The organism is Sphaerisporangium aureirubrum (genome assembly GCF_042658925.1).
Classification (GTDB): Bacteria; Actinomycetota; Actinomycetes; order Streptosporangiales; family Streptosporangiaceae; genus Sphaerisporangium; species Sphaerisporangium aureirubrum.
In genome coordinates this window covers 1-19,419 of sequence record NZ_JBHSRF010000117.1, presented here as the reverse complement: position 1 = coordinate 19,419, position 19,419 = coordinate 1, and the positions used below count along the sequence as shown (strand labels likewise).

The window sequence follows — 19,419 nt, the reverse complement described above, 5'->3', positions numbered from 1 at the left end:
AGACCCTGGCTCAGAAGCAATCAATATCGAGCAGGCACGCGTTATCCGGCGCAAGATCCTCGGCGGACTGATCAACGAATACTCCCAGGTCGCGTAATCAAATCCGGGTATTCGGGCCCCACATTGGCGAGCGGATTCTCGTCGTGACGCCGCAGCATGTTCTGGAGCAGTTCCAGCGTGAGCTGTGGACCAGATTCGGCATCCCGCTGGTACGCCTGGACTCGACCGGCATCCAGCGGGTTCAGCAGGACATCCCCGCGGGGCGTAATCCGTTCGCGTACTTCAAGCGTGTGATCATCTCCATGGACACGCTGAAGGGCGATGTGTACGCGCACCACCTGGAGCACACCGACTGGGACGCCGTCATCATCGACGAATCCCACAACCTGATCAACCGGGGCACGAAGAACAACGCCCTGGCCCGGCTCCTGGCCCGCAAGACGGACGCGCTCGTGCTGGCCTCGGCCACCCCCCACAACGGCGACGCCACCTCCTTCGCCGAGTTGGTCAGGATGCTGGACGAGGCGGCGATCGCCGACCCGTCCCAGTACGACGTGAAAGACCTCGACCATCTCTACATCCGGCGGACCCTTGTCCCGATCGCTCATCGGCAGCAGCCGCAGCGCGGCGAAGGCGTTCGTAACGGCCAGATATGTCAGTCGAAGGAGCATGAACGGCCATCCTGCCGCCTCTCGGCTTCCCTCGACAGCAGGAACCCGCCAAACCGACTGACCTGAACGAACGACATTTTCGGCAGGCGCAGGGTCGGCCTCAGGGCAGCAGGGACTCCGGTCTCGGCTTGGGCGGTCGCGGTACCGATGGCAGGGAGGTGACCTGGGCGGCCTCGGCCGGAGGGCGGATGGCGAGGGTCTCGGCCAGCAGCCGGTAGGACCTCAAGCGGTCGGCGGGGTCGTGAGTGGGGGTGTTGACGATGAGCTCCTCGACACCGTGGGCCGCCGCGAGCTTCGTCAGCTGCTCGCCCACCTGCTCGGGTGTGCCGAACACCAGGGTGCGTTTGGCGACGGCGGCCTGCCGTAGCTCGTCGCCGGTCCAGCGGTGCCGGCGTACGGTCTCCGGCGAAGGCAGCGGGGCGTCCTGGCCGAGGTCCTTGCGACTGCGCCAGAGCAGGACCGCCGAGACCAGGGCCTGGACCTTGGCCATGGTGTCGGCCGTCAGCACGCGTACCGCCAGCGCGCCGCGCGGGCTGGGGGCGCCGGAGGGGGCGGTGAACCCGCGCAGGTACCGTCCTAGCGCCTCGCGGCCCGGTTCGGGATTGAGGAAGTGGGCGAAGCCGAACGCCGTGCCGAGCTGCGCGGCCAGGGTGGCCGAGGTGGTACCGGCGCCGAGGAGCCACACCTGGGGTGCGACGGTGCCGGACGGCATCACCGGCGGCGAGGCGGCGCCAGGGAGTCCCTCGAGTGCCGGGGGAACGCCGAGGGCGTGCAGCAGGCGGACCACCTGTTCGGGGAACCTTTGCGCGGGCCCGCCTGCGCGCCCGACGCCGAGGTCGACTCGGTGCGGGTACAGGCCGGACAGGACCCGGAACGTCTCGGCGACCTTCACCGGGTCGTAGCGCGGCAGCAGCACTCCGCCGGACCCGACCCGCAGATGACGGGTGACGGCCAGCAGCGTCGCGGCCAGGATCTCAGGCGCGGTTCCGGCGAAGCCGGGCGAGTTGTGGTGCTCGGCCAGCCAGTAGCGGGTCACCCCGAGACCGTCGAGGTCGCGGGCGAGTCGCACCGTGGCGGCCAGCGCCGCCGAGGGCGTGGAGCCCTCGGTGACCGGCGACTGGTCGAGGACGGAAAGGCGCACGGTCATCAGTCGTCCTTCCGCGCGGTGATGGCGGGCACCAGGCGGAAGTCGCGCTGGAAGACCAGGTTGTGCAGGTCGGCCGAGGCGATGGCCCGCAGGGTCGGCAGCTCGGCGGCCGCCTGCTCGTCGTCGAAGACGTTGAGCGGCCATTCGCCGACCGTCCCGCCGCGCAGGTGCGGGTGGTGAAATCCGCGTCCGTAGTGGGCCTGGACCTGGATCGGGTCGACGCCGGACCGGCGCTGCTCGGGCCACCAAAGGGCCCAGCAAGCGGCCACCCCTCCGTCCGCCGACCGGATCACCCCGGTCGCGTCGATGTCGCCGGTGCCGAGCAGCAGGACCTGGTTCATCTCCGACAGGGCCTGGTGGGCGTAGGGCGAAAGAAGTTCCACCGCTTTGGCGAACAGGGCCTCCTTGTCCCGGCGCGACCTGAGATGCCCGTGTGTGCCGTCGCGCAGGTCCGCGAAGTGCCTGGTGAGCGCCGCGAGATACGGCTGGGTTCTGTGCTGGGCCGCGGGCCCGGTAGTGCCGTCCATCGTCGTTCTCCTCTTGCCGATCGCTCGTGCTGTGCCGGACGTGTGCTGTGCTGAGAGGTCTGTGCCGGACGTGTGCTGTGCCGGAGCGCCAGCCGTACGGCGCCGCTCGTAGGGCCGGCGCTCCGGCCGGTTATTGCTCGGCGGGGCCGGCGACCAGCTCGCGGAACGCCGACCCGAACCAGGCCAGCAACGGGTTCCTTTGGACGCTGCCGTCGACCGCTATGCGTGTGCCGGGCTGCAGGAACGCGCCGTGTCCCATGTCCGGGAAGCTCCGCAGCTCTACGGTGTTGCCCGAGGCGAGCAGACGGCGCTCGTACAGCCGCACGTCGTCGGCCACCGGGTCGAGCTCGCCGACCCCGAGGGCCGCGGGTGCGACTCCTCGCAGGTCGGCTGCCTCGAACGGCGTGCTGTAGGCCGAGCCGGTGTCGCGACGCCAGTCTGTTCCCAGGTAGGTCCGCCACGCGGAGATCATCGCCTGCCTGGTCGGGAAGCTGTTCGCGTGCCGGAAGTAGGACGGCGAACGGCACCACGGGTCGAGGGGCGGGTAGGCGAGCAACTGGGCGGCCAGGGGGCGGCGCAGGTCGCGCCAGGTCAGGGCGGCGCAGGCGGCGATCGTGCCGCCCGCGCTGTCGCCGCCCACCCCCAGCCGGTCGCCCATGCCTTCGCGTTCGGCCTTCGCGCCGGCCCAGTCGAGAACGGCCAGCACGTCGTCCAGCGCCGCCGGGTGGGGATGGCGGGGCGCCAGCCGATACTCGACGCTGACCAGCGTGCACGTGGCCAGCCTGGCCAGGTCCGCGCATGCGAAGTGCCAGCCGTCCACCGAACCTCTGGTCCAGCTGCCGCCGTGCGCCCACACCAGCCAGCCGGCGCGCCGTCCCTTCGGCCGGTAGACGCGCACGCGGACGTTCCTGTCCTCCGCGGGCACGACGGCCTCCTCCCACTGCAGGGCGGATCGTCTCCGGTGGACAGGGGTGGGCACGGTCGCTATTCCTTCCACTACGCCGGTCCTTCCACTACGCGGGCCCTCCGTCGTCAGGCGGCCTGCGGCTGCTCCAGGCGCTTCGGCTGCAGGAACACGGCGATCAGCAGCGCCATCACCACGCAGATCGCGGCGTTGACGAAGATCGCCGTGGTGACGCCGCTGAGGACGGTCTGAGCGTTCTCCCCGCCGAGGGCGTGCACCCGGGCCGTCGCGATGGCGCTCATGATCGGGATGCCCATCGTGATCCCGATCTGCTGGCTCATGGTGGCCAGTCCGGTCGCCAGGCCCTGCTCGTTGTCGGGAAGCCCCGAGGTCGCGGTGACCATGAAGCCCACGATCACGACCAGGTTGGCCACGCCGCCGACGAAGGTGGCCACCAGCAGCAGCGCCATCGAGGATGTCGAGGGCTCCAGCAGCACCAGCGAGACCGTGGCCGCGGCCTGGACCAGGAAGCCGCCGACGACCGCGTTCTTGCTGCCGACGCTGCCGATGATCTTCGGGCCGACGACGCCGCCGATGACGGTGCCGGTGCCGAGCACCGCGAAGGACAGGCCGGCCGCCAGGGGGGAGTAGCCGAGGACCTTCTGCAGGTACAGGGTGAGCAGGAAGACCAGGGACGTCTCGGTGACGAACGCCAGCAGGCCGGCGATGTTGCCCCAGCCGACGCTGCGCCGTTTGAGGATGGTGACCGGGACCAGCGGCGCGGCGACGCGGCGCTCGATCATCCAGAAGGCGACCAGGAGCAGGACGCCGACGACCAGTCCGGTGACCGCTCCGGGAGCGCTCCACGACTTGGCGCCGGCCTCGGTGAGGCCGTAGACGATGGCCAGCAGGCCGAGCGTGACCGCGAGGGCTCCGGGGACGTCCAGCTTCGGCCGCTCGGACGGACGGTTCTCCGAGAGCAGGGCCGGGGCCAGGGCCACGACCACAACGGCGACGGGCACGTTGATGAAGAAGGCCCAGCGCCAGCTCAGCAGGTCGGTGAGGACGCCGCCGAGGATCGCTCCGGTGGTGAAGCCGGCGGCCATCAGGGCGCCGTTGAGGCCGAGTGCCTTGTCCCGCTTCGGGCCCTCGGGGAACGAGGTGGTGAGCAGGGACAGCGCCGCCGGTGTGACGGCCGCGGTGGCCAGGCCCTGGGCGACCCGCGCGACGATCAGCATCTCCGGCGAGACCGCGAGCCCGCCGACGATGGACGCGACGCCGAGCAGCACCATGCCGGCGATGAAGACGCGGCGGCGGCCGAACAGGTCGGCGAACCGGCCGAACAGGAGCGTGAAGCCCGCGGCGCACAGGGCGAACGCGGTGGCGATCCACTGGAGGTTCTCCAGCGAAAAGCCGACGTTCGCCCCGATCTGCGGCAGGGCGACGTTGAGAATGGAGAAGTCGACGGCGAGGGTGAAACTCGCGCTCAGGAGCAGACACAGGACGAGTCGCTGCCGCGCGGTCATTCTGGTCGGCGGCCGCACCTCGCCGAATGATGTCGGTGATTGTTCGACGCTGGTCATGCCGATACTCCCTTTTTAGGGCCTGGATTTACCTCGTCGACCACTAGGCTCCGCCATTCGAGGCAACGGTAACCAGAACCCTGGTCTGCCTATCCATGGCCTGACTATCACTGGCGGGGATAGTCAAAGCTCCTGGCATTTGGGGAAGGATGGGCGTCATGGCGGAAAAGACAGCGCTCGGAGATTTCCTGCGCAGCAGGCGCGGCGGCGTCAAGCCCGAGGACGTCGGTGTGGCGTCACGGGGCGCCCGCCGCGTGCCTGGCCTGCGGCGGGAAGAGCTGGCACAGCTCGCCGGCGTCAGCGTCACGTACTACACCCGCTTGGAGCAGGGGCAGAGCACCAATGCCTCCGAGTCGGTGATCGACGCGCTGGCCCGCGCCCTCGACCTCAACGACGACGAGCGTGCCCACCTGCACGACCTGGCCCGGCCGGTCAGAGCCAAGCGGCGTCGTCCCACACGGCCCGCCGTGGCCCGTCCGGGCACCCGGCAGGTCATCGACGCGATGGTGAACGTCCCCGCCGTCGTGCTCGGCCGGCACAGTCAGGTGCTGGCCTGGAACACGCTCGGCCACCTGCTCCTGGCCGGGCATTACGCCTTCGACGCCCCCGACCACGTCGCCGAACGTCCGAACCTGACCAAGATGCTCTTCCTGGACTCCCATCACCGCCACCTGTACGTCCGGTGGGAGGACGAGGCCTCCCGGGCGGTGGCGTCGCTGAGTTTGGTGGCCGGCCGCTATAAGGACGACCGCGACCTGGCCGAGCTGATCGGCGAGCTGACCATGAAGAGCCCGGAGTTCGCCTCCATGTGGTCCAAGCACCCGGTGGCCAACTGCACCTCCGGAACCAAGTACTTCCGCCACCCGGAGGTCGGCGACCTGGCACTGGAGTTCGAGGCGCTGCACCTGCCGGACGAGCCCGGGCATCGCATCCTGATGTACAGCGCCCGCCCGGGCACCGCGTCGGAGGCCGCGCTGCGGCTGCTGCAGAGCAAGGTGCTGCCGGAGCACCCCGTCCTTGACCGCGCCAGGGAACTCGAGGCCTGACCTGCTCCGCCGTTCGATCTCTGCCCGCAGGGCCAGGCGGGGATCGTCCCGTCGGAGTTCCGCCATTACTTCATTCTTCCCTTACGTCATTTCTTGATTACTTCATCTCCCGTCATCACTGCCACCTTTCCGCTGCTGAGTCCCCGGGTCGCGGAACGGCTTGAGGCCGATCGACCGCGGTCGGACGCGGATCGGCGCAGGTCGGCCGGAGTCCAAAGCTGTCACGAACCTGAAAGAGGGGCGAACCATGGACCTGAACCTGACCGGAAGGGTGTACGTCGTCACCGGCGCGTCCGCCGGCATCGGCGAGGCCACCGTGCGCCTGCTCGCCGCCGAGGGCGCCGCGGTGGTGGGGGTCTCGCGCAAACCTTACGGCGTCGAGGAACTTGCCGGCGCGTCGAGCGGCACGGTGAGCGCCATCGCCGCCGACGTCACCGAACGCGACACCGCACGCCAGGTCGTCGAGGCGGTGCTGGAACGGCACGGCCGCCTGGACGGGCTGGTCAACAACGTCGGCGGCCTGGAGTCTCGTCCGAGTTTCCTGGACGTCACCGACGAGCAGTGGCTGGCCGGTTTCGAGCTCAACTTCCACTCGGCGGTCCGGATGACCCGCGCCGCGATCCCCGCGATGCCGGCCGAGGGCGGCAGCCTGGTGCACGTCGCCAGCGAGGCCGCCCGGTTCCCCGACCCGCCGCTGGTGGACTACGCGGCGGCCAAGACCGCCATGCTCTCGTTGTCCAAGACCCTGGCCGCCGAGTTCGGCCCACGCGGTATCCGCTCCAACGTCGTGTCACCCGGCCCCACCAGGACCCGCCTGTGGGACGCCCCCGGTGGCTTCGCCGACCAGCTGTCGGCCAGGTTCGACCTGCCGGTCGAGCAGGCCGTCGATCATTTCGTCCGGGAGGTGCGCCGGTTGCCCGCCGGTCGTCCCGGCAGCCCCGAGGACGTCGCCCAAGTCATCGTCTACCTGCTCTCCCCGTTGGCGCGCCAGGTCACCGGGGCCGAGTGGGCGGTCGACGGCGGGGCCCTCCGGCAGATCTGATCCCTCCCTCTGACGCAGCACGGCTGCATCCGCACGTGTGAGTCCGCAGGTCCACCCCGCACGTCCGAGCGACACATGTGAGTCGGCAAGTCCACCCCTGCACGTCCGGCCACGCAAGCCACCCCACGAGAGGTGACCCCGGATGACCCTCGCACTGCTGGCGCTGGCGATCGGCGCCTTCGGGATCGGCACCACGGAGTTCGTGATCGTGGGCCTGCTCCCCGACGTCGCGGCCGATCTCGGCGTCTCGATCCCGTCCGCCGGCCTGCTGGTGTCCGGCTACGCGCTCAGCGTGGTGGTCGGCGCGCCGCTGATGACCGCAGCCGGTTCGCGGCTGCCCCGCAAGACGATGCTGATCGCCCTGATGGCGGTCTTCGTGGCCGGCAACGCTTTGTGCGCCGTCGCGCAGGACTACACCGTCCTGATGGCCGGCCGTGTGGTGGCCGCGCTGTGCCACGGCGCGTTCTTCGGCATCGGCTCGGTGGTCGCGGCGAGCCTGGTGGCGCCCAACCGCAGGGCCAGCGCGATCGCGCTGATGTTCACCGGCCTGACCGTCGCCAACGTCCTCGGTGTGCCGATGGGCACCGCGCTCGGCCAGCAGCTCGGCTGGCGGTCGACGTTCTGGGCGGTGACCGCGCTCGGCGTCGCTGGGATGATCGGCATCGCCGCCCTGGTCCCCCGGCGGCAGGCGAGCGACCCGGCCGGGCTGCGCGGGGAGCTGGCGGTGTTCCGCAAGCCGCAGGTGTGGCTGGCGCTGCTGACCACCACGCTCGGTTTCGCGGGGGTGTTCGCGTCGTTCACCTACATCGCGCCGATGATGACCGAGGTCGCCGGGTTCCCGCCGAGCGCGGTCACCTGGCTGCTGATCCTGTTCGGGATCGGGCTGTGCGCGGGCAACGCCCTCGGCGGCCGTGCCGCCGACCGCGACCTGATGCCCAGCCTGTACACGATCCTGGCCGCGCTCGCGGTGGTGCTCGTGATCTTCGTGTTCACGGCGCGCTACCCGGTGCCGGCCGCGATCACCATCGCGCTGTTCGGCGTCGCCGGCTTCGCGACGGTCCCGCCGCTGCAGACCCGGATGATGGACAAGGCGCAGGGCGCTCCGGCGCTGGCCTCGGCGGCCAACATCGCGGCGTTCAACCTCGGCAACGCGATCGGCGCGTGGCTCGGCGGCCTGGCCATCGGCGCCGGGCTCGGCTACACGGCGCCCAGCTGGATCGGCGCCCTGCTGGCCGCCACCGGGCTGGCCGTGGCGTTCTACTCCGGGTGGCTGGACCGGGCGGCGCGTAAGGTCCGGCCGGGCGGTGCCCGGCCCGCGATGGTGAGCGAGGTGCCCGGACCCATGGGCGGCCGGTGACCCCGGCAGGGAGCACTCGGGCGAAATATCACGACAAACACTGAGGAGTCATGATGAAGGATGCGAGCACCTACAACCGCCGGTCGATCTTAGCCGGGGCCGCCGTCGCCCTCGGCGGCGCGGCGGTCTCCACCAGCCTGACGGGCACGCCGGCGCTGGCCGAAACGGCCACCGCCCCCGCCCGCACCGGGGCGACGATACGCCCGGGCGACCCCCGGTACCGTGAGCTCAGCACGGGCAACAACCAGCGCTTCGTCGCCCGCCCCGACTACATCCGCATGATCGCTTCGCCCGAGGACGCCGAGGCCGCGGTGCGTGACGCCGTACGGGAGGGAAAGCGGGTCTCCATCCGAGGCGGCGGCCACTGCTTCTCGGACTTCGTGTGCAACCCCGAGGTCGAGGTCGTACTCGACGTGTCCGAGATGACCGGCGTCTACTACGACGCCACCCGCCGTGCCTTCGTCGTGGAGGCCGGTGCCCGCTTGATCAACGTCTACGAGGCCCTGTTCAAGGGCTGGAACGTCACCATCCCCGGCGGCATCTGCTACAGCGTCGGCGTCGGGGGCCACTTCTCCGGCGGCGGGTACGGCCTGCTGTCGCGCCAGCTCGGCCTGACCGTCGACCATCTGTACGGCGTCGAGGTGGTCGTGGTCGACGCCGGCCGCCGGGTGCGCACGGTGATCGCCACGCGCGAGGCCTCCGACCCCAACCGCGACCTTTGGTGGGCCCATACCGGTGGCGGCGGCGGGAACTTCGGTGTCATCACCCGCTATTTCTTCCGCTCGCCGGGTGCCAAGGGCTCCAACCCCACGGACCAGCTCGTCTCCCCTCCCTCGACCGTGCTGGTCAGCGCCGTCGAGTTCCCCTGGGAGGAGCTGACACAGGCCGCCTTCGGCCGGCTGCTGAAGAACTTCGGCGCCTGGCACGAGAAGAACAGCGCGCCCGACTCGCCCTACGCGAACCTGAGCTCTCTGTTCAACGTCAGCCACCGGTCGCACGGCAGCATGGGCATGTTCACCCAGTTGGACGCCGCCACGCCGAACGCACGCAGGCTGCTCGACGACTACATGACCGCGATCACCGAAGGCGTCGGGGTCGCGCCGCGCTCCTCGACCAGGTCGATGGGCGAGATAGGCCCGATGCCGGGCCTGGCCGCGCCGCGTGAACTGCCGTGGCTGCAGGCCACCCGGATGGTCGGCACCAACAACCCGACCATCACCAACCCGAGCTCGCGCGGCACGCACAAGTCCGCGTACATGCGCAAGAACTTCACCGACGCCCAGATCGCCGCCCTCTACCGGTGTGCGACCTATCCGAACTTCACCAATCCCGACACCATGGTGGTGTTGTTCTCCTTCGGCGGCAAGGTCAACGCCGTACGTCCGGACGCCACCGCCAACGCCCAGCGCTCCTCGGTGTTCAAGATGTGCTTCCAGACCTTCTGGGCCGACCAGCGCGATGACGCCCTTCACCTGGCCTGGGCCAGGGACAGCTACGAGGAGTTCTTCGCCGCGACCGGCGGCGTCCCGGTGCCCGGCGACTCGGCCGAGGGGTGCTACATCAACTACCCCGACAACGACGTCCTGGACCCGGCGCGCAACCGGTCGGGAGTGCCGTGGAGCACGTTGTACTTCAAGGAGAACTACCCGCGGCTGCGGCAGGTGAAGCGGCGCTGGGACCCGACGAACTACTTCCGGCACAAGATGTCCATCGAACCCGCGGCGAGCTGAGCTTCGCCTTCCCGCGCGCAGGACAGGGTGCGCCTTTCCCGCGAGCGCACCACCGTGGTCAGTCGTACCGGGCCGGGCGGCCGCCCACCATGTGGCACCCGGCGACCGGCGTCCCGCCGGGATCGCGCTGATCCGTGCGACCCGGCGGGAGCCGAACCCACCGTGAGGCCTTCGATGAACACTGTTCAGGTTGAACACCTCCCGATGTCCGCGCAGGAGGATCCCTACGAGGACATGTACGCCGCGCTGCTCGATGACCGGTCGAGGCTCGGTCCCGTGCAGGCGGTGCCGATCGACCTGCTGTCACCGGCCGGCTCGCCGAAGGTCGACACCGTCGACCCCGGACACGTCAAGGAACTGGCCGAGTCGGGGGTGGAACTCCCGCCGATAATCGTGCATCGCGACACCATGCGCGTCGTCGACGGAATGCACCGGCTGCGCGCGGCCGTCCTGCGCGGCGCCGACCACATCCAGACACGGTTCTTCGACGGCGCGCCCGCCGACGCCATGGCGTTCGCCGTACAGGTGAACGTCAGGCTCGGCCGGCCGCCGTCGCTCGCCGACCGTACAACGGCCGCCGAACGCGTCATGCGCACCCACCCGCACCTGTCGGACCGAGCGATCGCCTCGGCCACCGGCCTGGCCGCCAAGACCGTCTCGGCGATCCGGGCCAGGACCCCGGCCGGCGGTCGCCACACCGAGGTGCGGGTCGGCCGGGACGGCAAGTCGCGGCCGCTCAGCAGCGCCAAGGGCCGCCGGGCGGCCTGGGAGTTCATCGCCGCCAACCCTGGCGCCTCGCTGCGCGAGATCGCCAAGGCGGCCGGCATCTCGCCGGGCACGGCCCGCGACGTGCGGGCCCGGCTGCACCGGGGCGAGGATCCGGTGCCTCCCAAGCAGCGTGCCGCCGAGCGCGGCCCGCGCGGCGGTGGCCCGCGCGGTAATGGCCCGCGCAGTGGTGGCGCGCGCGGTGGTGGCCCGCACGGTGGTGGTGCGGGCCACCACCGCCCGGCCGGTGGTGAGCCGAGCCGGCGCAGGCCGGTGCGCGATCCCGGTTCGGTGCTGCGCATCCTGCGCAACGACCCGGCCATCCGGTACGCCCTGAGCGGCCGGCTGCTGCTGCGCCTGCTCGACCTGCACGGCCACCCCGGAGACTGGCGGCGCTTCGCCGACATGGTCCCGGCGCACTGCGTCGGCATGGTGGCCGATTCGGCCCGCGAGTGCGCCGAGGCCTGGCGGGAGTTCGCCGAACGGCTGGAGGGACGCCGGGACCTGAAGGTGTGAACGTGACCCCTCTACCCTGCGGCGCGAGCCTCCGGCGGCCGTCCCACGGCGGACGCCGGATGGTGCGCCGAGCCGTCCGTCACGGTGGAGAGCAGGCGTAGCGCCGCCTCCGAGGCGGTGCCGGGTTCGGCGCTGTAGAACAGGATGCGGGCCCCGCAGTCGTCGGCCAGGTGGACGGCCTCGAAGGACAGCTCGATGCGGCCGACCACCGGATGATGGAAGTGCTTGGTGCCGTACACGCAGTTCAGCACGGGATGACGAGCCCACAGGTCGGCGAACTCAGAGCTTTTCATCAGCAGCTCGCCGATCAGTTCCGCCAGCGGACGGTCCTCGGGGTGACGCCCCGCGACCAGGCGCAGCGAGGCGACCACCCGCCGCGCCTCCTCCCCCCAGTGGACGTGGAGGTCGCGTGTGTGCCGGTCGAGGAACAGCATCCGGTACAGGTTCGGCCGCCCGGCCGCCGCGTGCGGGCTGCCCAGGTCGCAGTGCCCGGCCAGCAGCGCGTGGGCCGGCGGATTCCAGTCCAGCACGTCGCCGCGCCGGTCCATCGCCACCGCCGCGACGCCCTCCGCGGCGGCGATGAGCTGCCGCACGCCGGGACGCGCCGGCCGCGACCGAGACATGGCCGGGGTGCGCCCCCGGCGCCGGGGCAGGGCCAGATCGCGCAGGTGCGCGGTCTCGTCGTCGTCCAGGCGCAGCGCTCGCGCGAGCGCGTCGACGATCTCCGGCGAGGTGTTTCGGCCATGGCCCTGTTCCAGCCGGGTGTAGTAGCTCGTACTGATGCCGGCCAGCTGTGCCAGCTCCTCACGGCGCAGCCCGGCGACACGCCTGGCCCCGTGGGAGGTCAGGCCGACGTCCTCCGGACGCAGGCGGGCGCGGCGCCCGCGCAGGAAATCTCCGAGGTCACCCGCGGTGTCCATGTACCAAGTCTCCAACCAAGCCCCTTTCCGCACCAGGACCGACCCTGACCCTGTCGGTGTCAGGCACGGTCGCCTTCCGGCCATGCGACGACGAAATAAGCCGTCGCCGTGTGGATCCCTAATTAACCTGTACGATTTATTTGATTAATGGCGGTGTATCCGCCGGGGCGCTCGGGTCGTACATCGGCGAGGTGTCACTTTCCCGCCCCGGGCCGCACGCCGTACAACTGATAAGAATACCCAGTTGTACAAACGGCCGCCCGCATCGGACCCCGGAATAAGCTCGGATCGCGAGCAGGCGGTCTGTTTATCGTTTCCAGGCGATAAGACCCCGGCGCAGGCGCAGGCAGACCGGCGGACGGTACTCCCCGAAATCCCATCTTCTTGATTCGGGTGAACGTCCGGACCGGCGTGCTTCCGTTCCGGCCTAGGGAAGGGTTCCCATGAGAAAGATTGCCGTCGTCATCGGCACCAGGCCAGAAGCCATCAAGTGTGCCCCGGTCATCCGGGCGCTCCGGGACGATCCCCGGTTCACCCCCATCGTCCTGTCGACCGGTCAGCACCGGCAGATGCTCGACGAGACGCTGCAGGCGTTCGGCATCAAGCCGGACACCGACCTGAACGTCATGACCGAAAGGCAGACGCTTTCGCAGATCACCCATCGGGTGCTGGACGGTTTGGCCGGATGGCTGGCCGCCTGCTCGGTCGAGGCGGTCATGGTGCACGGCGACACCGCCACCACCTTGGTCGGCGGGCTGGCCGGTTTCCACCAGCAGGTGCCGGTCGTCCACATCGAGGCGGGCCTGCGGAGCGGGAACCTGTACTCCCCGTTTCCCGAGGAGGCCAACCGGCGGCTGGTCGCGCAGATCGCCGAACTGCACCTCGCGCCGACCCCGGGCAACGCCGCCAACCTGATTCGCGAGGGCATCAAGGAGAGCAAGATCGTCGTCACCGGTAACACGGTGATCGACGCGCTGCGGTGGGCTGCCTCGCGGCCGATCGGCTACGGCCACCCGGCGCTGGCGGACCTGGACGACGATCCGAGGAAGGTCGTGCTGGCCTCGGCGCACCGCCGGGAGTCCTGGCCGCTGCTGCCGCGGATCGGCGAGGCGCTGCGCGACATCGCCGCCGACGGCGACGTGCGGGTGGTGGTGCCGCTGCACCGCAACCCCATCGTGCGCGAGGCGCTGCTCCCCAAGATCGCCGGCCTGCCGAACATCACCGTCGTCGACCCGCTGCCGTACCTGCACTTCTGCCGGCTCATGCTGCGCAGCGACATCATCCTGTCCGACAGCAGCGGAGCCGAGGAGGAGGGCCCGGCGCTCGGCAAGCCGACGCTGGTGCTGCGCGATGTCACCGAACGGCCCGAGGCGATCGCCGCGGGCACCGCGCGCCTGGTCGGCCGGACCCGCGAGCGGATCACCGAGGAGGTCACCACGCTGCTGGGCGACGAGGTGCGCTACCAGCAGATGGCGGCCCCGGCCAACACCTACGGCGACGGCCGCGCCTCCGAGCGGGTGGTCGGCGCGCTGGCGCACTTCTTCGGCGAGGGGCCGGCCGTCATGCCGTTCGTGCCCGGCGGCGATTTCGCCTCGCAGGACAGTCGGCCGGCGCAGGCCCCCGTCTTCGCCGCCTGAGAAAGGGAGGAGATCAAATGAACGGCGCGCACAACGTCGTCAGACCCCTCGCGACGAGTGGTCGGTCGATCGACGCCAAGATCGTCCATCGGCCGAAGAACTATCCGATCGACGGGCGGACCGTCGTGGTGAACCCGAACCTGACCCCGGCCTTCGCCGGTGAGTCCCCGGGTGACCGTATCCCCGCCTTCTCGTCCACCATCCTGACCGGCACGCGCGTCGAGGAGGCCGAGTCGGTCCTGTTGTTCCAGGTGAACCCGGAGATCGGCACCGCCGACGGCACGGACCGCGCGGCCGGCGCCACCGGCGTCTCCGGCATCGTCGACGAGCCGGGCTGGAGCATGCTCGGCGACCTGCTCGCCGAAGCCGGTGGCGACGGCGCGGGGGCCGGCGATCCGGGGCCCGGCCTGCCGTTCCCCCGGGAGTGCCCGCTGTGGCGGGGCCCGCAGGACGACATCGGGCTCATGGAGTTCGACCCGGCCCTGGCCCTCGGCCGCCCCGCGTCGCCGGGCGGCGCCCGCACCTTCCGCGTGAAGGTGAACCTCTGGTTCGCCCCCGCCGGTACCGACTGCTTCATCCACGACCGGCATGACTTCATCGAGATCCACTCGCAGATATACGGGTTCGGGCGGATGCAGAAGTTCACCGCGCAGGACCACTCGGCGCTGTACGAGGACCTGCTCATGAGCCCCGGCCAGACCACCCCGACGCCGTTCTGCCGGATGGGACCCGGCGGCACGTTCGTCTACCCATGGCACCAGTACCGCGCGGACACCGACTGCGTGTGGCTTGCCGTCGAATATCACGCCGTCACCCCGTGAGCAGCCCGAACCCCAGGAAGGAGAGCACGAGATGTCGCCAGAGCGCGCACCCCTGACGCCCCCGAGGTTCACTCCGGAGATCGTCACGGACCAACTGCGGGACGGATACTGGCTGGAGGCTCCCGACATCGACGGGGACGGCCGGCCCGACCTGTTCGGATACGGCCTACGACTCGGCGAGATCTACTGGTACCAGAACGGCGCGGACTGGCCGCGCCGGATGGTCACCGACGGGTTCCGCATGCCGGTGGGTGCCGACTTCGCCGACATCAGCGGCAACGGTTCCCCCGACATCGTGGTGTGCTACGAGCTGTACGGGCCGATCGGCACGATCCACGACCCCGACCCGGCCGGCGGCAAGATCGACTGGATCGAGAACCCGGGCAGCCCCGACAAGGACCCCTCCCGCTGGAAGCGGCACTACATCGGCCGCGCGACCGGGATGCACCGGCTGCGGGTCGGCCACTTCACCCAGACCGAGCGGCTGGAGGTGATCGGCCTGCCGATCGTCGCCGAGGCCGACGTGCACGCGGTGCTCCCGGTGGTGCTGTTCACCCAGCCCGACGACGTCCACCAGGCCGAGGAATGGCCGATGACCGTCGTCGACGACTCCTCCTTCCGCATGATCCACGGCGCGGAGAAGAAGAAAGGCCTGATCCCCGGCTCGGACCTGGACTCGATCCTGCTGGCCTCCGACGAAGGCGTCACCTGGCTCTACTACGACCAGACCGGCCGCGAGTGGCGCAAGGTGCTCATCGGCGAGGGCGAGACGACCCAGTTCGAGCAGACCGGATTCCGGGGCAGCGGCGACATGGACGCCGGCGGGCTGGGCGGCGACCGGTTCGCCTACGTGGCGGCCCTGGAGCCGTTCCACGGCAACACCGTCGCGGTGTACGTCAAGGACGCGGCGTCCGGCGGTGACACACATGTGCCCGCCGAGCAGGCGACCTGGCGCCGCATGCTGCTCGACGTCTACGGCGACCCGAACGAGAACGGCGAGGGCCCCGGCCACCAGGTGGTGTGCGCCGACTTCGACGGCGACGGCGACGACGAGTTCCTGGTCGCCCTGCGCGGCCCGTGGCCCTGGCAGGGGGTCATGTACTACAAGGCGATCGACGCCCGCAACGGCGTCTTCGCCAAGTGGCGCGTCGCCGACGAGTCGGTGGCCAGGATCGCCGCGGCCGACTTCAACGGCGACGGCAGGCTCGACTTCGCCACCATCGCGTACTCGGTGCAGAACTACTACGTCGCCAAGGACGCCAAGTTGATGCTGTACCGGAACGCCATCTGAGAGGCGGCACCTCATGTCCTTGGCCACCGCCGCGGCGCCCGACGGCGCCGTGCACGTCCGGCGAGCGCCGTTGCCCTCGCTGACCGGTCTGCGATTCATCGCCGCGCTGCTCGTGTTCTGTTTCCACGTCACCCTGTCGAACTCGCCGGTGCCGCCCAACGGGGCGGTGAACCCGTTCGCCGATCCCGGCCTGGCCGGCACCTTGGAGTGGTTGTTCAGCAAGGCCGGCTACATGGGTGTGTCGTTCTTCTTCGTGCTGAGCGGCTTCGTCATCACCTGGTCCGCCAAACCGGGCGAGCGCATGCGCGCCTTCTGGCGCCGCCGCGTCCTGAAGATCTTCCCCAACCATCTGGTGATGTTCGCCCTGGCGACGGTGCTCTTCGCTGGCGCGTTCACCCCGGTCAGGGCCTGGCTGCCGAACGTCTTCCTGCTGCACTCGTTCTTCCCTCAGGGAGATGTGTACGTCAGCGTCAACCCGCCGGCGTGGACGCTGTGCAGTGAGCTGTTGTTCTACATGTTGTTCCCGTTGCTGATCAAGCCGATCCGGCGCATATCGGAGAACAGGCTGTGGCTGTGGGCGGGCATCATGCTGGCCGGCATGGTGGCGGTCCAGCTCGTCACGCTCTATCTCATCCCCGCCACGCCCAAGTCGCCGATCACCCCGATCTCGGTGACGCAGTTCTGGTTCGGCTACATCTTCCCACCGCCGAGGCTGTTCGAGTTCGTGCTGGGCATGATCCTGGCCCGCGCCGTGATGGCCGGCAAGTGGATGCGGATCGGCACGCTGCCGGCCGCGGCCCTGGCGGTGGCCGGTTACGTCCTGGCGCTCAATGTGCCATTCGTGTTCGGCTTCACCGTGGCCACCATCGTGCCGATCTGCGCAGTGCTGCTGGCTTTCGCCTCCGCCGACGTGCGCGGCGAGCGCACCCGCATGCAGGGCCGTACGGCCACGTGGCTCGGAGAGATCTCGTTCGGCTTCTACATCTGCCAGGGCGTGGTCGTCTTCTACGGACGGACGCTCCTCCCCGACCAGCCGTTCGCCACGCCGGTGGCCGTCGCGGTGGTGGCCGTGCTGTTCGTGGCCACGCTGCTGGCCGGCTGGGGACTGTACGCGGGCGTCGAGCGGCCGCTCATGCGCCGCTGGGCCCGTAGCCGCCCGCGCACGATGCCGATTGCGAACCCCGGCATGGTCCCGGCCAGCGCTCTCACCGGGCCCGCAGTGTCCACGACCTCCGCCGCCCAGGCGGCCGAGACACCCCGCTAGAGGATGCCCATCCGGTGCGCGCTCGCCGAGGAGAGCGCGCACCGGGGACGGCTGCCATGCCGCCACCACTCCTGGCTGTACACGCGCCTGGACGTCTGGGGGCGACGAGGGCGGGGACAGGGGGCATGTCGGCGAAGTCGCCGGGTGAGTGGTGCCATCGGCCGAGGTCCGAAAAGAGAAATAGTACTTCGTCTGGTCTTCATCCGAAGCGATGGATAAATAGCCCAATCGGAGAATACATCAGTGCTCGAGGTAGGCATTCACGCACTGCGCATTCTGGTGCCGGATAATCGCGGACAGTGATCGTCTTTGGGTGTGGATGGCCGCAGGTTGTGGCGGGGATCAGGCCGGCGTGGGATCAGGCGGCATCCAGGCACGACCGAGAAAGGCCTCACGGATGGCGGTCATGACGTCTGCGCCGTGCTTGGCAGCGGTGGACAGGTAGCCGCGGATGGCGTACCGGTGCCCGGTGGTGGTCTCCGAGCGGAGCCGTCCGGAGATCTTCTACTGGGTTTTGGCCGGTCGGACGTCGCGTTCGGCCTGGTTGTTGGTGGGCGGGATCCCCAGGTCGTGGGCGAAGCGCAGCACGTCGGTCTCGCGGTCGCGCAGAACCTCCAGCAGGACGCGGCCGATCGGCTGGGTGACGGTCTTGGCGGGTCTGGGGATGCGGGGGATCTTTGACAGGCCGAGTCGGACGCCGTGCCGGAAACTCTCGATCCACATCGCCTGGGTGCCCTGGGCGTCGGCGTGGGTGTCCACGCCCAGAACGATCTGCTCGTGGTCATGGTCGATAGTGGCGCGGTCATCGGTGGGGCGGGGCACGTGTCTCCTCAAACCTTGGGGGAGGGATGGTGACCGACCGGGCAGAGAGGTCAGGACTGTGACGATGCGCTCGCAAGGCCTCTATGGGGACACATCCCTGCCTGGGCCGGTAGCACCGCCCGGGGCCAGGGCGACAGGTCATCACGAAGGCACGACGGCCAGTCTCAAGCCGGGTCAGACCCTGGCCTTGCAGGCGGTACCCCTTCAGTCTCACAGTCCTCAAGCGCTCGGTGATCCTCTGGGTCAAGGAAGCAACGGGCCGGTGAGCGTGGCGGCCTTCATCGCTTCCCAGAAGACCGACCATGACATCCCCCACGCATTGACCTGCCGGGCATTGTTGCGCCACGCACGCGGAGGGAGTCGTCGTGTAGGAGATGACTGCTGATGTGCTGCTGCACGGAAGATGAAGGATGGCTGGCCCTTCGGCGTCGCCCTGCGGGGGGAGGCGCTAAACCACCTCATGCTGCGTTGGCTGAAGACCGTCGTGGTGAGCGATGAGGAAAAGGCGGAACAGAATCCGTCAGGTGGGGACCGGGAAGACGAACGCGAGTGAACCACCGCTGAAGCGTCGAGATTTAGGAAACGGCATCGAAACCGGGGTCTCAATGCAATCCCGGGATGAGCCTGGCGGGTGCCCGTCTATTGGCCAGGTGGTGTCCGGCGTGCAGGTGGCGTGAGTCCGGTCTGCGGCTTTCGTGCGGAACGTGGGAAGGCGTGCGCCGACACGGCCCGGCCCGGACGGGTGGGGCGATAGGGAGCGCACCGGGCGGCAGAAACCGTCAGGTGCTGAGTACCGTCGCGGCGCGCGCCGGCGGACCGGCCCGTAGTAGTGGGGAAGCCCCGGTAATCGGGGTGGAGCGAAGGGGCCGGCTCATCTGGATGGAGTTCGTTCGAGCAACCGGAAGTTCTCCGGGAGGAGACGAGTGAACGCATCGGGTCCGGGCGGGAAACCGTTCGAGATTCCCAAGCGTCTGGTATGGCAGGCGTGGAAGCAGGTCAAGGCGAACAAGGGTGCTGCCGGGGTAGACGGGCGGTCCATCGCCGACTTCGATGCTGATCTGGGCAACAACTTGTACCGGATCTGGAATCGGATGTCGTCGGGGACCTACTTTCCGCCGCCGGTGCGGGCGGTGGACATCCCGAAGGCCGGGGGCGGGTCGAGGCGACTCGGCGTGCCCGCTGTGGCCGATCGGGTCGCGCAGACGGTGGCCGCGCTGGCGCTGCAACCCCCGTGTGCGACCGACGTTGATCGTTTACGCCTGGGTCTGGGTCTTCTGCTTGAGGCGTTCGTAGGGGGTTTGGCCGCCGAGGCCGCCGTGGGGTCGATGGTAGTTGTAGTAGTCCTCCCATTCGCGGAGCTTGTCGTTGAACACCTC

Annotated in this window: 17 protein-coding genes; 10 read left to right on the top strand and 7 right to left on the bottom strand. The window is 69.7% G+C overall.

Annotation, left to right across the window (positions count from 1 at the left end; translation table 11 throughout):
* Positions 1-143: 143 nt before the first annotated feature.
* Entirely contained in the window at positions 144-737 is a 594-nt protein-coding gene (locus tag ACFP1K_RS38720; RefSeq protein WP_380763123.1) for an SNF2-related protein, read from the top strand.
* A 34-nt stretch (positions 738-771) separates the two neighbouring features.
* On the opposite strand, the gene ACFP1K_RS38715 is transcribed toward ACFP1K_RS38720, so the two are convergent.
* The 4 genes from ACFP1K_RS38715 to ACFP1K_RS38700 form a co-directional block, all read right to left on the bottom strand.
* Positions 772-1,818, bottom strand: coding sequence for an MsnO8 family LLM class oxidoreductase (locus ACFP1K_RS38715; RefSeq protein WP_380763121.1), 1,047 nt, complete (start codon positions 1,816-1,818; stop codon positions 772-774).
* Positions 1,818-2,345 carry a hypothetical protein gene (locus ACFP1K_RS38710; RefSeq protein WP_380763119.1) on the bottom strand — a complete coding sequence of 176 codons (528 nt, stop codon included), beginning with the start codon at positions 2,343-2,345 and terminating at the stop codon, positions 1,818-1,820. Before ACFP1K_RS38710 ends, ACFP1K_RS38715 begins: the two co-directional genes overlap by 1 nt.
* 130 nt (positions 2,346-2,475) lie before the next feature.
* Positions 2,476-3,324, bottom strand: a complete 849-nt coding sequence (locus tag ACFP1K_RS38705; protein ID WP_380763117.1) for an alpha/beta hydrolase — start codon at positions 3,322-3,324, stop codon at positions 2,476-2,478.
* Between the two features lie 53 nt (positions 3,325-3,377).
* Positions 3,378-4,832, bottom strand: a complete 1,455-nt coding sequence (locus ACFP1K_RS38700; RefSeq protein ID WP_380763115.1) for an MFS transporter — start codon at positions 4,830-4,832, stop codon at positions 3,378-3,380.
* 158 nt (positions 4,833-4,990) lie between these two features.
* Here ACFP1K_RS38700 and ACFP1K_RS38695 point away from each other — a divergent pair, with 158 nt between their 5' ends.
* The 5 genes from ACFP1K_RS38695 to ACFP1K_RS38675 all read left to right on the top strand — a co-directional run bounded on the left by ACFP1K_RS38695 (position 4,991) and on the right by ACFP1K_RS38675 (position 11,288).
* Entirely contained in the window at positions 4,991-5,878 is an 888-nt protein-coding gene (locus ACFP1K_RS38695) for a helix-turn-helix transcriptional regulator (protein WP_380763113.1), read from the top strand.
* A 247-nt stretch (positions 5,879-6,125) separates the two neighbouring features.
* Complete coding sequence (locus ACFP1K_RS38690) at positions 6,126-6,920, top strand: SDR family NAD(P)-dependent oxidoreductase (protein ID WP_380763111.1); 795 nt, start codon at positions 6,126-6,128, stop codon at positions 6,918-6,920.
* A gap of 142 nt (positions 6,921-7,062) precedes the next feature.
* On the top strand, positions 7,063-8,277 hold the full coding sequence (locus ACFP1K_RS38685) for an MFS transporter (protein WP_380763109.1): 1,215 nt from the start codon (positions 7,063-7,065) through the stop codon (positions 8,275-8,277).
* 50 nt (positions 8,278-8,327) lie between these two features.
* Positions 8,328-10,007: an FAD-dependent oxidoreductase gene (locus ACFP1K_RS38680; protein ID WP_380763107.1), complete on the top strand. Its 1,680-nt coding sequence runs from the start codon at positions 8,328-8,330 to the stop codon at positions 10,005-10,007.
* A 174-nt stretch (positions 10,008-10,181) separates the two neighbouring features.
* A complete protein-coding gene (locus ACFP1K_RS38675; RefSeq protein WP_380763105.1) occupies positions 10,182-11,288 on the top strand; it encodes a ParB/RepB/Spo0J family partition protein in 1,107 nt (368 codons plus the stop codon).
* Between the two features lie 11 nt (positions 11,289-11,299).
* Here the strand turns inward: ACFP1K_RS38675 and ACFP1K_RS38670 are convergent, their stop codons facing one another.
* Positions 11,300-12,208: a helix-turn-helix domain-containing protein gene (locus tag ACFP1K_RS38670; protein ID WP_380763102.1), complete on the bottom strand. Its 909-nt coding sequence runs from the start codon at positions 12,206-12,208 to the stop codon at positions 11,300-11,302.
* A gap of 443 nt (positions 12,209-12,651) precedes the next feature.
* Between ACFP1K_RS38670 and wecB the strand changes: the two genes are divergently transcribed.
* Genes wecB through ACFP1K_RS38650 form a run of 4 tightly spaced genes read left to right on the top strand, consistent with a single transcriptional unit; the run spans position 12,652 to position 17,221 of the window.
* Entirely contained in the window at positions 12,652-13,845 is a 1,194-nt protein-coding gene (wecB, locus tag ACFP1K_RS38665; protein WP_380763100.1) for a non-hydrolyzing UDP-N-acetylglucosamine 2-epimerase, read from the top strand.
* A gap of 17 nt (positions 13,846-13,862) precedes the next feature.
* Positions 13,863-14,666 (top strand): hypothetical protein, encoded by an 804-nt coding sequence (locus ACFP1K_RS38660; protein ID WP_380763098.1) that lies wholly within the window; start codon positions 13,863-13,865, stop codon positions 14,664-14,666.
* 31 nt (positions 14,667-14,697) lie between these two features.
* A complete protein-coding gene (locus ACFP1K_RS38655; RefSeq protein ID WP_380763096.1) occupies positions 14,698-15,957 on the top strand; it encodes an FG-GAP repeat domain-containing protein in 1,260 nt (419 codons plus the stop codon).
* A 13-nt stretch (positions 15,958-15,970) separates the two neighbouring features.
* The gene (locus tag ACFP1K_RS38650) at positions 15,971-17,221 is read left to right on the top strand and encodes an acyltransferase family protein (RefSeq protein WP_380763094.1); all 1,251 of its coding nucleotides are present in this window, start codon (positions 15,971-15,973) and stop codon (positions 17,219-17,221) included.
* 504 nt (positions 17,222-17,725) lie between these two features.
* Here ACFP1K_RS38650 and ACFP1K_RS38645 read toward each other — a convergent pair.
* The gene (locus tag ACFP1K_RS38645) at positions 17,726-18,043 is read right to left on the bottom strand and encodes an IS66 family transposase (RefSeq protein WP_380763092.1); all 318 of its coding nucleotides are present in this window, start codon (positions 18,041-18,043) and stop codon (positions 17,726-17,728) included.
* A gap of 1,253 nt (positions 18,044-19,296) precedes the next feature.
* Positions 19,297-19,416, bottom strand: coding sequence for an integrase core domain-containing protein (locus tag ACFP1K_RS38640; protein WP_380763125.1), 120 nt, complete (start codon positions 19,414-19,416; stop codon positions 19,297-19,299).
* Between the last annotated feature and the right edge of the window lie 3 nt (positions 19,417-19,419).

What these genes read in the sequence shown, in the direction of transcription:
- ACFP1K_RS38715 (WP_380763121.1), bottom strand. Translation starts at nt 1,818, where the DNA reads ATGACCGTGCGCCTTTCCGTCCTCGACCAGTCGCCGGTCACCGAGGGC.
- ACFP1K_RS38710 (WP_380763119.1), bottom strand. Translation starts at nt 2,345, where the DNA reads ATGGACGGCACTACCGGGCCCGCGGCCCAGCACAGAACCCAGCCGTAT.
- ACFP1K_RS38700 (WP_380763115.1), bottom strand. Translation starts at nt 4,832, where the DNA reads ATGACCAGCGTCGAACAATCACCGACATCATTCGGCGAGGTGCGGCCG.
- ACFP1K_RS38695 (WP_380763113.1), top strand. Translation starts at nt 4,991, where the DNA reads ATGGCGGAAAAGACAGCGCTCGGAGATTTCCTGCGCAGCAGGCGCGGC.
- ACFP1K_RS38690 (WP_380763111.1), top strand. Translation starts at nt 6,126, where the DNA reads ATGGACCTGAACCTGACCGGAAGGGTGTACGTCGTCACCGGCGCGTCC.
- ACFP1K_RS38685 (WP_380763109.1), top strand. Translation starts at nt 7,063, where the DNA reads ATGACCCTCGCACTGCTGGCGCTGGCGATCGGCGCCTTCGGGATCGGC.
- ACFP1K_RS38680 (WP_380763107.1), top strand. Translation starts at nt 8,328, where the DNA reads ATGATGAAGGATGCGAGCACCTACAACCGCCGGTCGATCTTAGCCGGG.
- ACFP1K_RS38675 (WP_380763105.1), top strand. Translation starts at nt 10,182, where the DNA reads ATGAACACTGTTCAGGTTGAACACCTCCCGATGTCCGCGCAGGAGGAT.
- ACFP1K_RS38670 (WP_380763102.1), bottom strand. Translation starts at nt 12,208, where the DNA reads ATGGACACCGCGGGTGACCTCGGAGATTTCCTGCGCGGGCGCCGCGCC.
- wecB (WP_380763100.1), top strand. Translation starts at nt 12,652, where the DNA reads ATGAGAAAGATTGCCGTCGTCATCGGCACCAGGCCAGAAGCCATCAAG.
- ACFP1K_RS38660 (WP_380763098.1), top strand. Translation starts at nt 13,863, where the DNA reads ATGAACGGCGCGCACAACGTCGTCAGACCCCTCGCGACGAGTGGTCGG.
- ACFP1K_RS38655 (WP_380763096.1), top strand. Translation starts at nt 14,698, where the DNA reads ATGTCGCCAGAGCGCGCACCCCTGACGCCCCCGAGGTTCACTCCGGAG.
- ACFP1K_RS38650 (WP_380763094.1), top strand. Translation starts at nt 15,971, where the DNA reads ATGTCCTTGGCCACCGCCGCGGCGCCCGACGGCGCCGTGCACGTCCGG.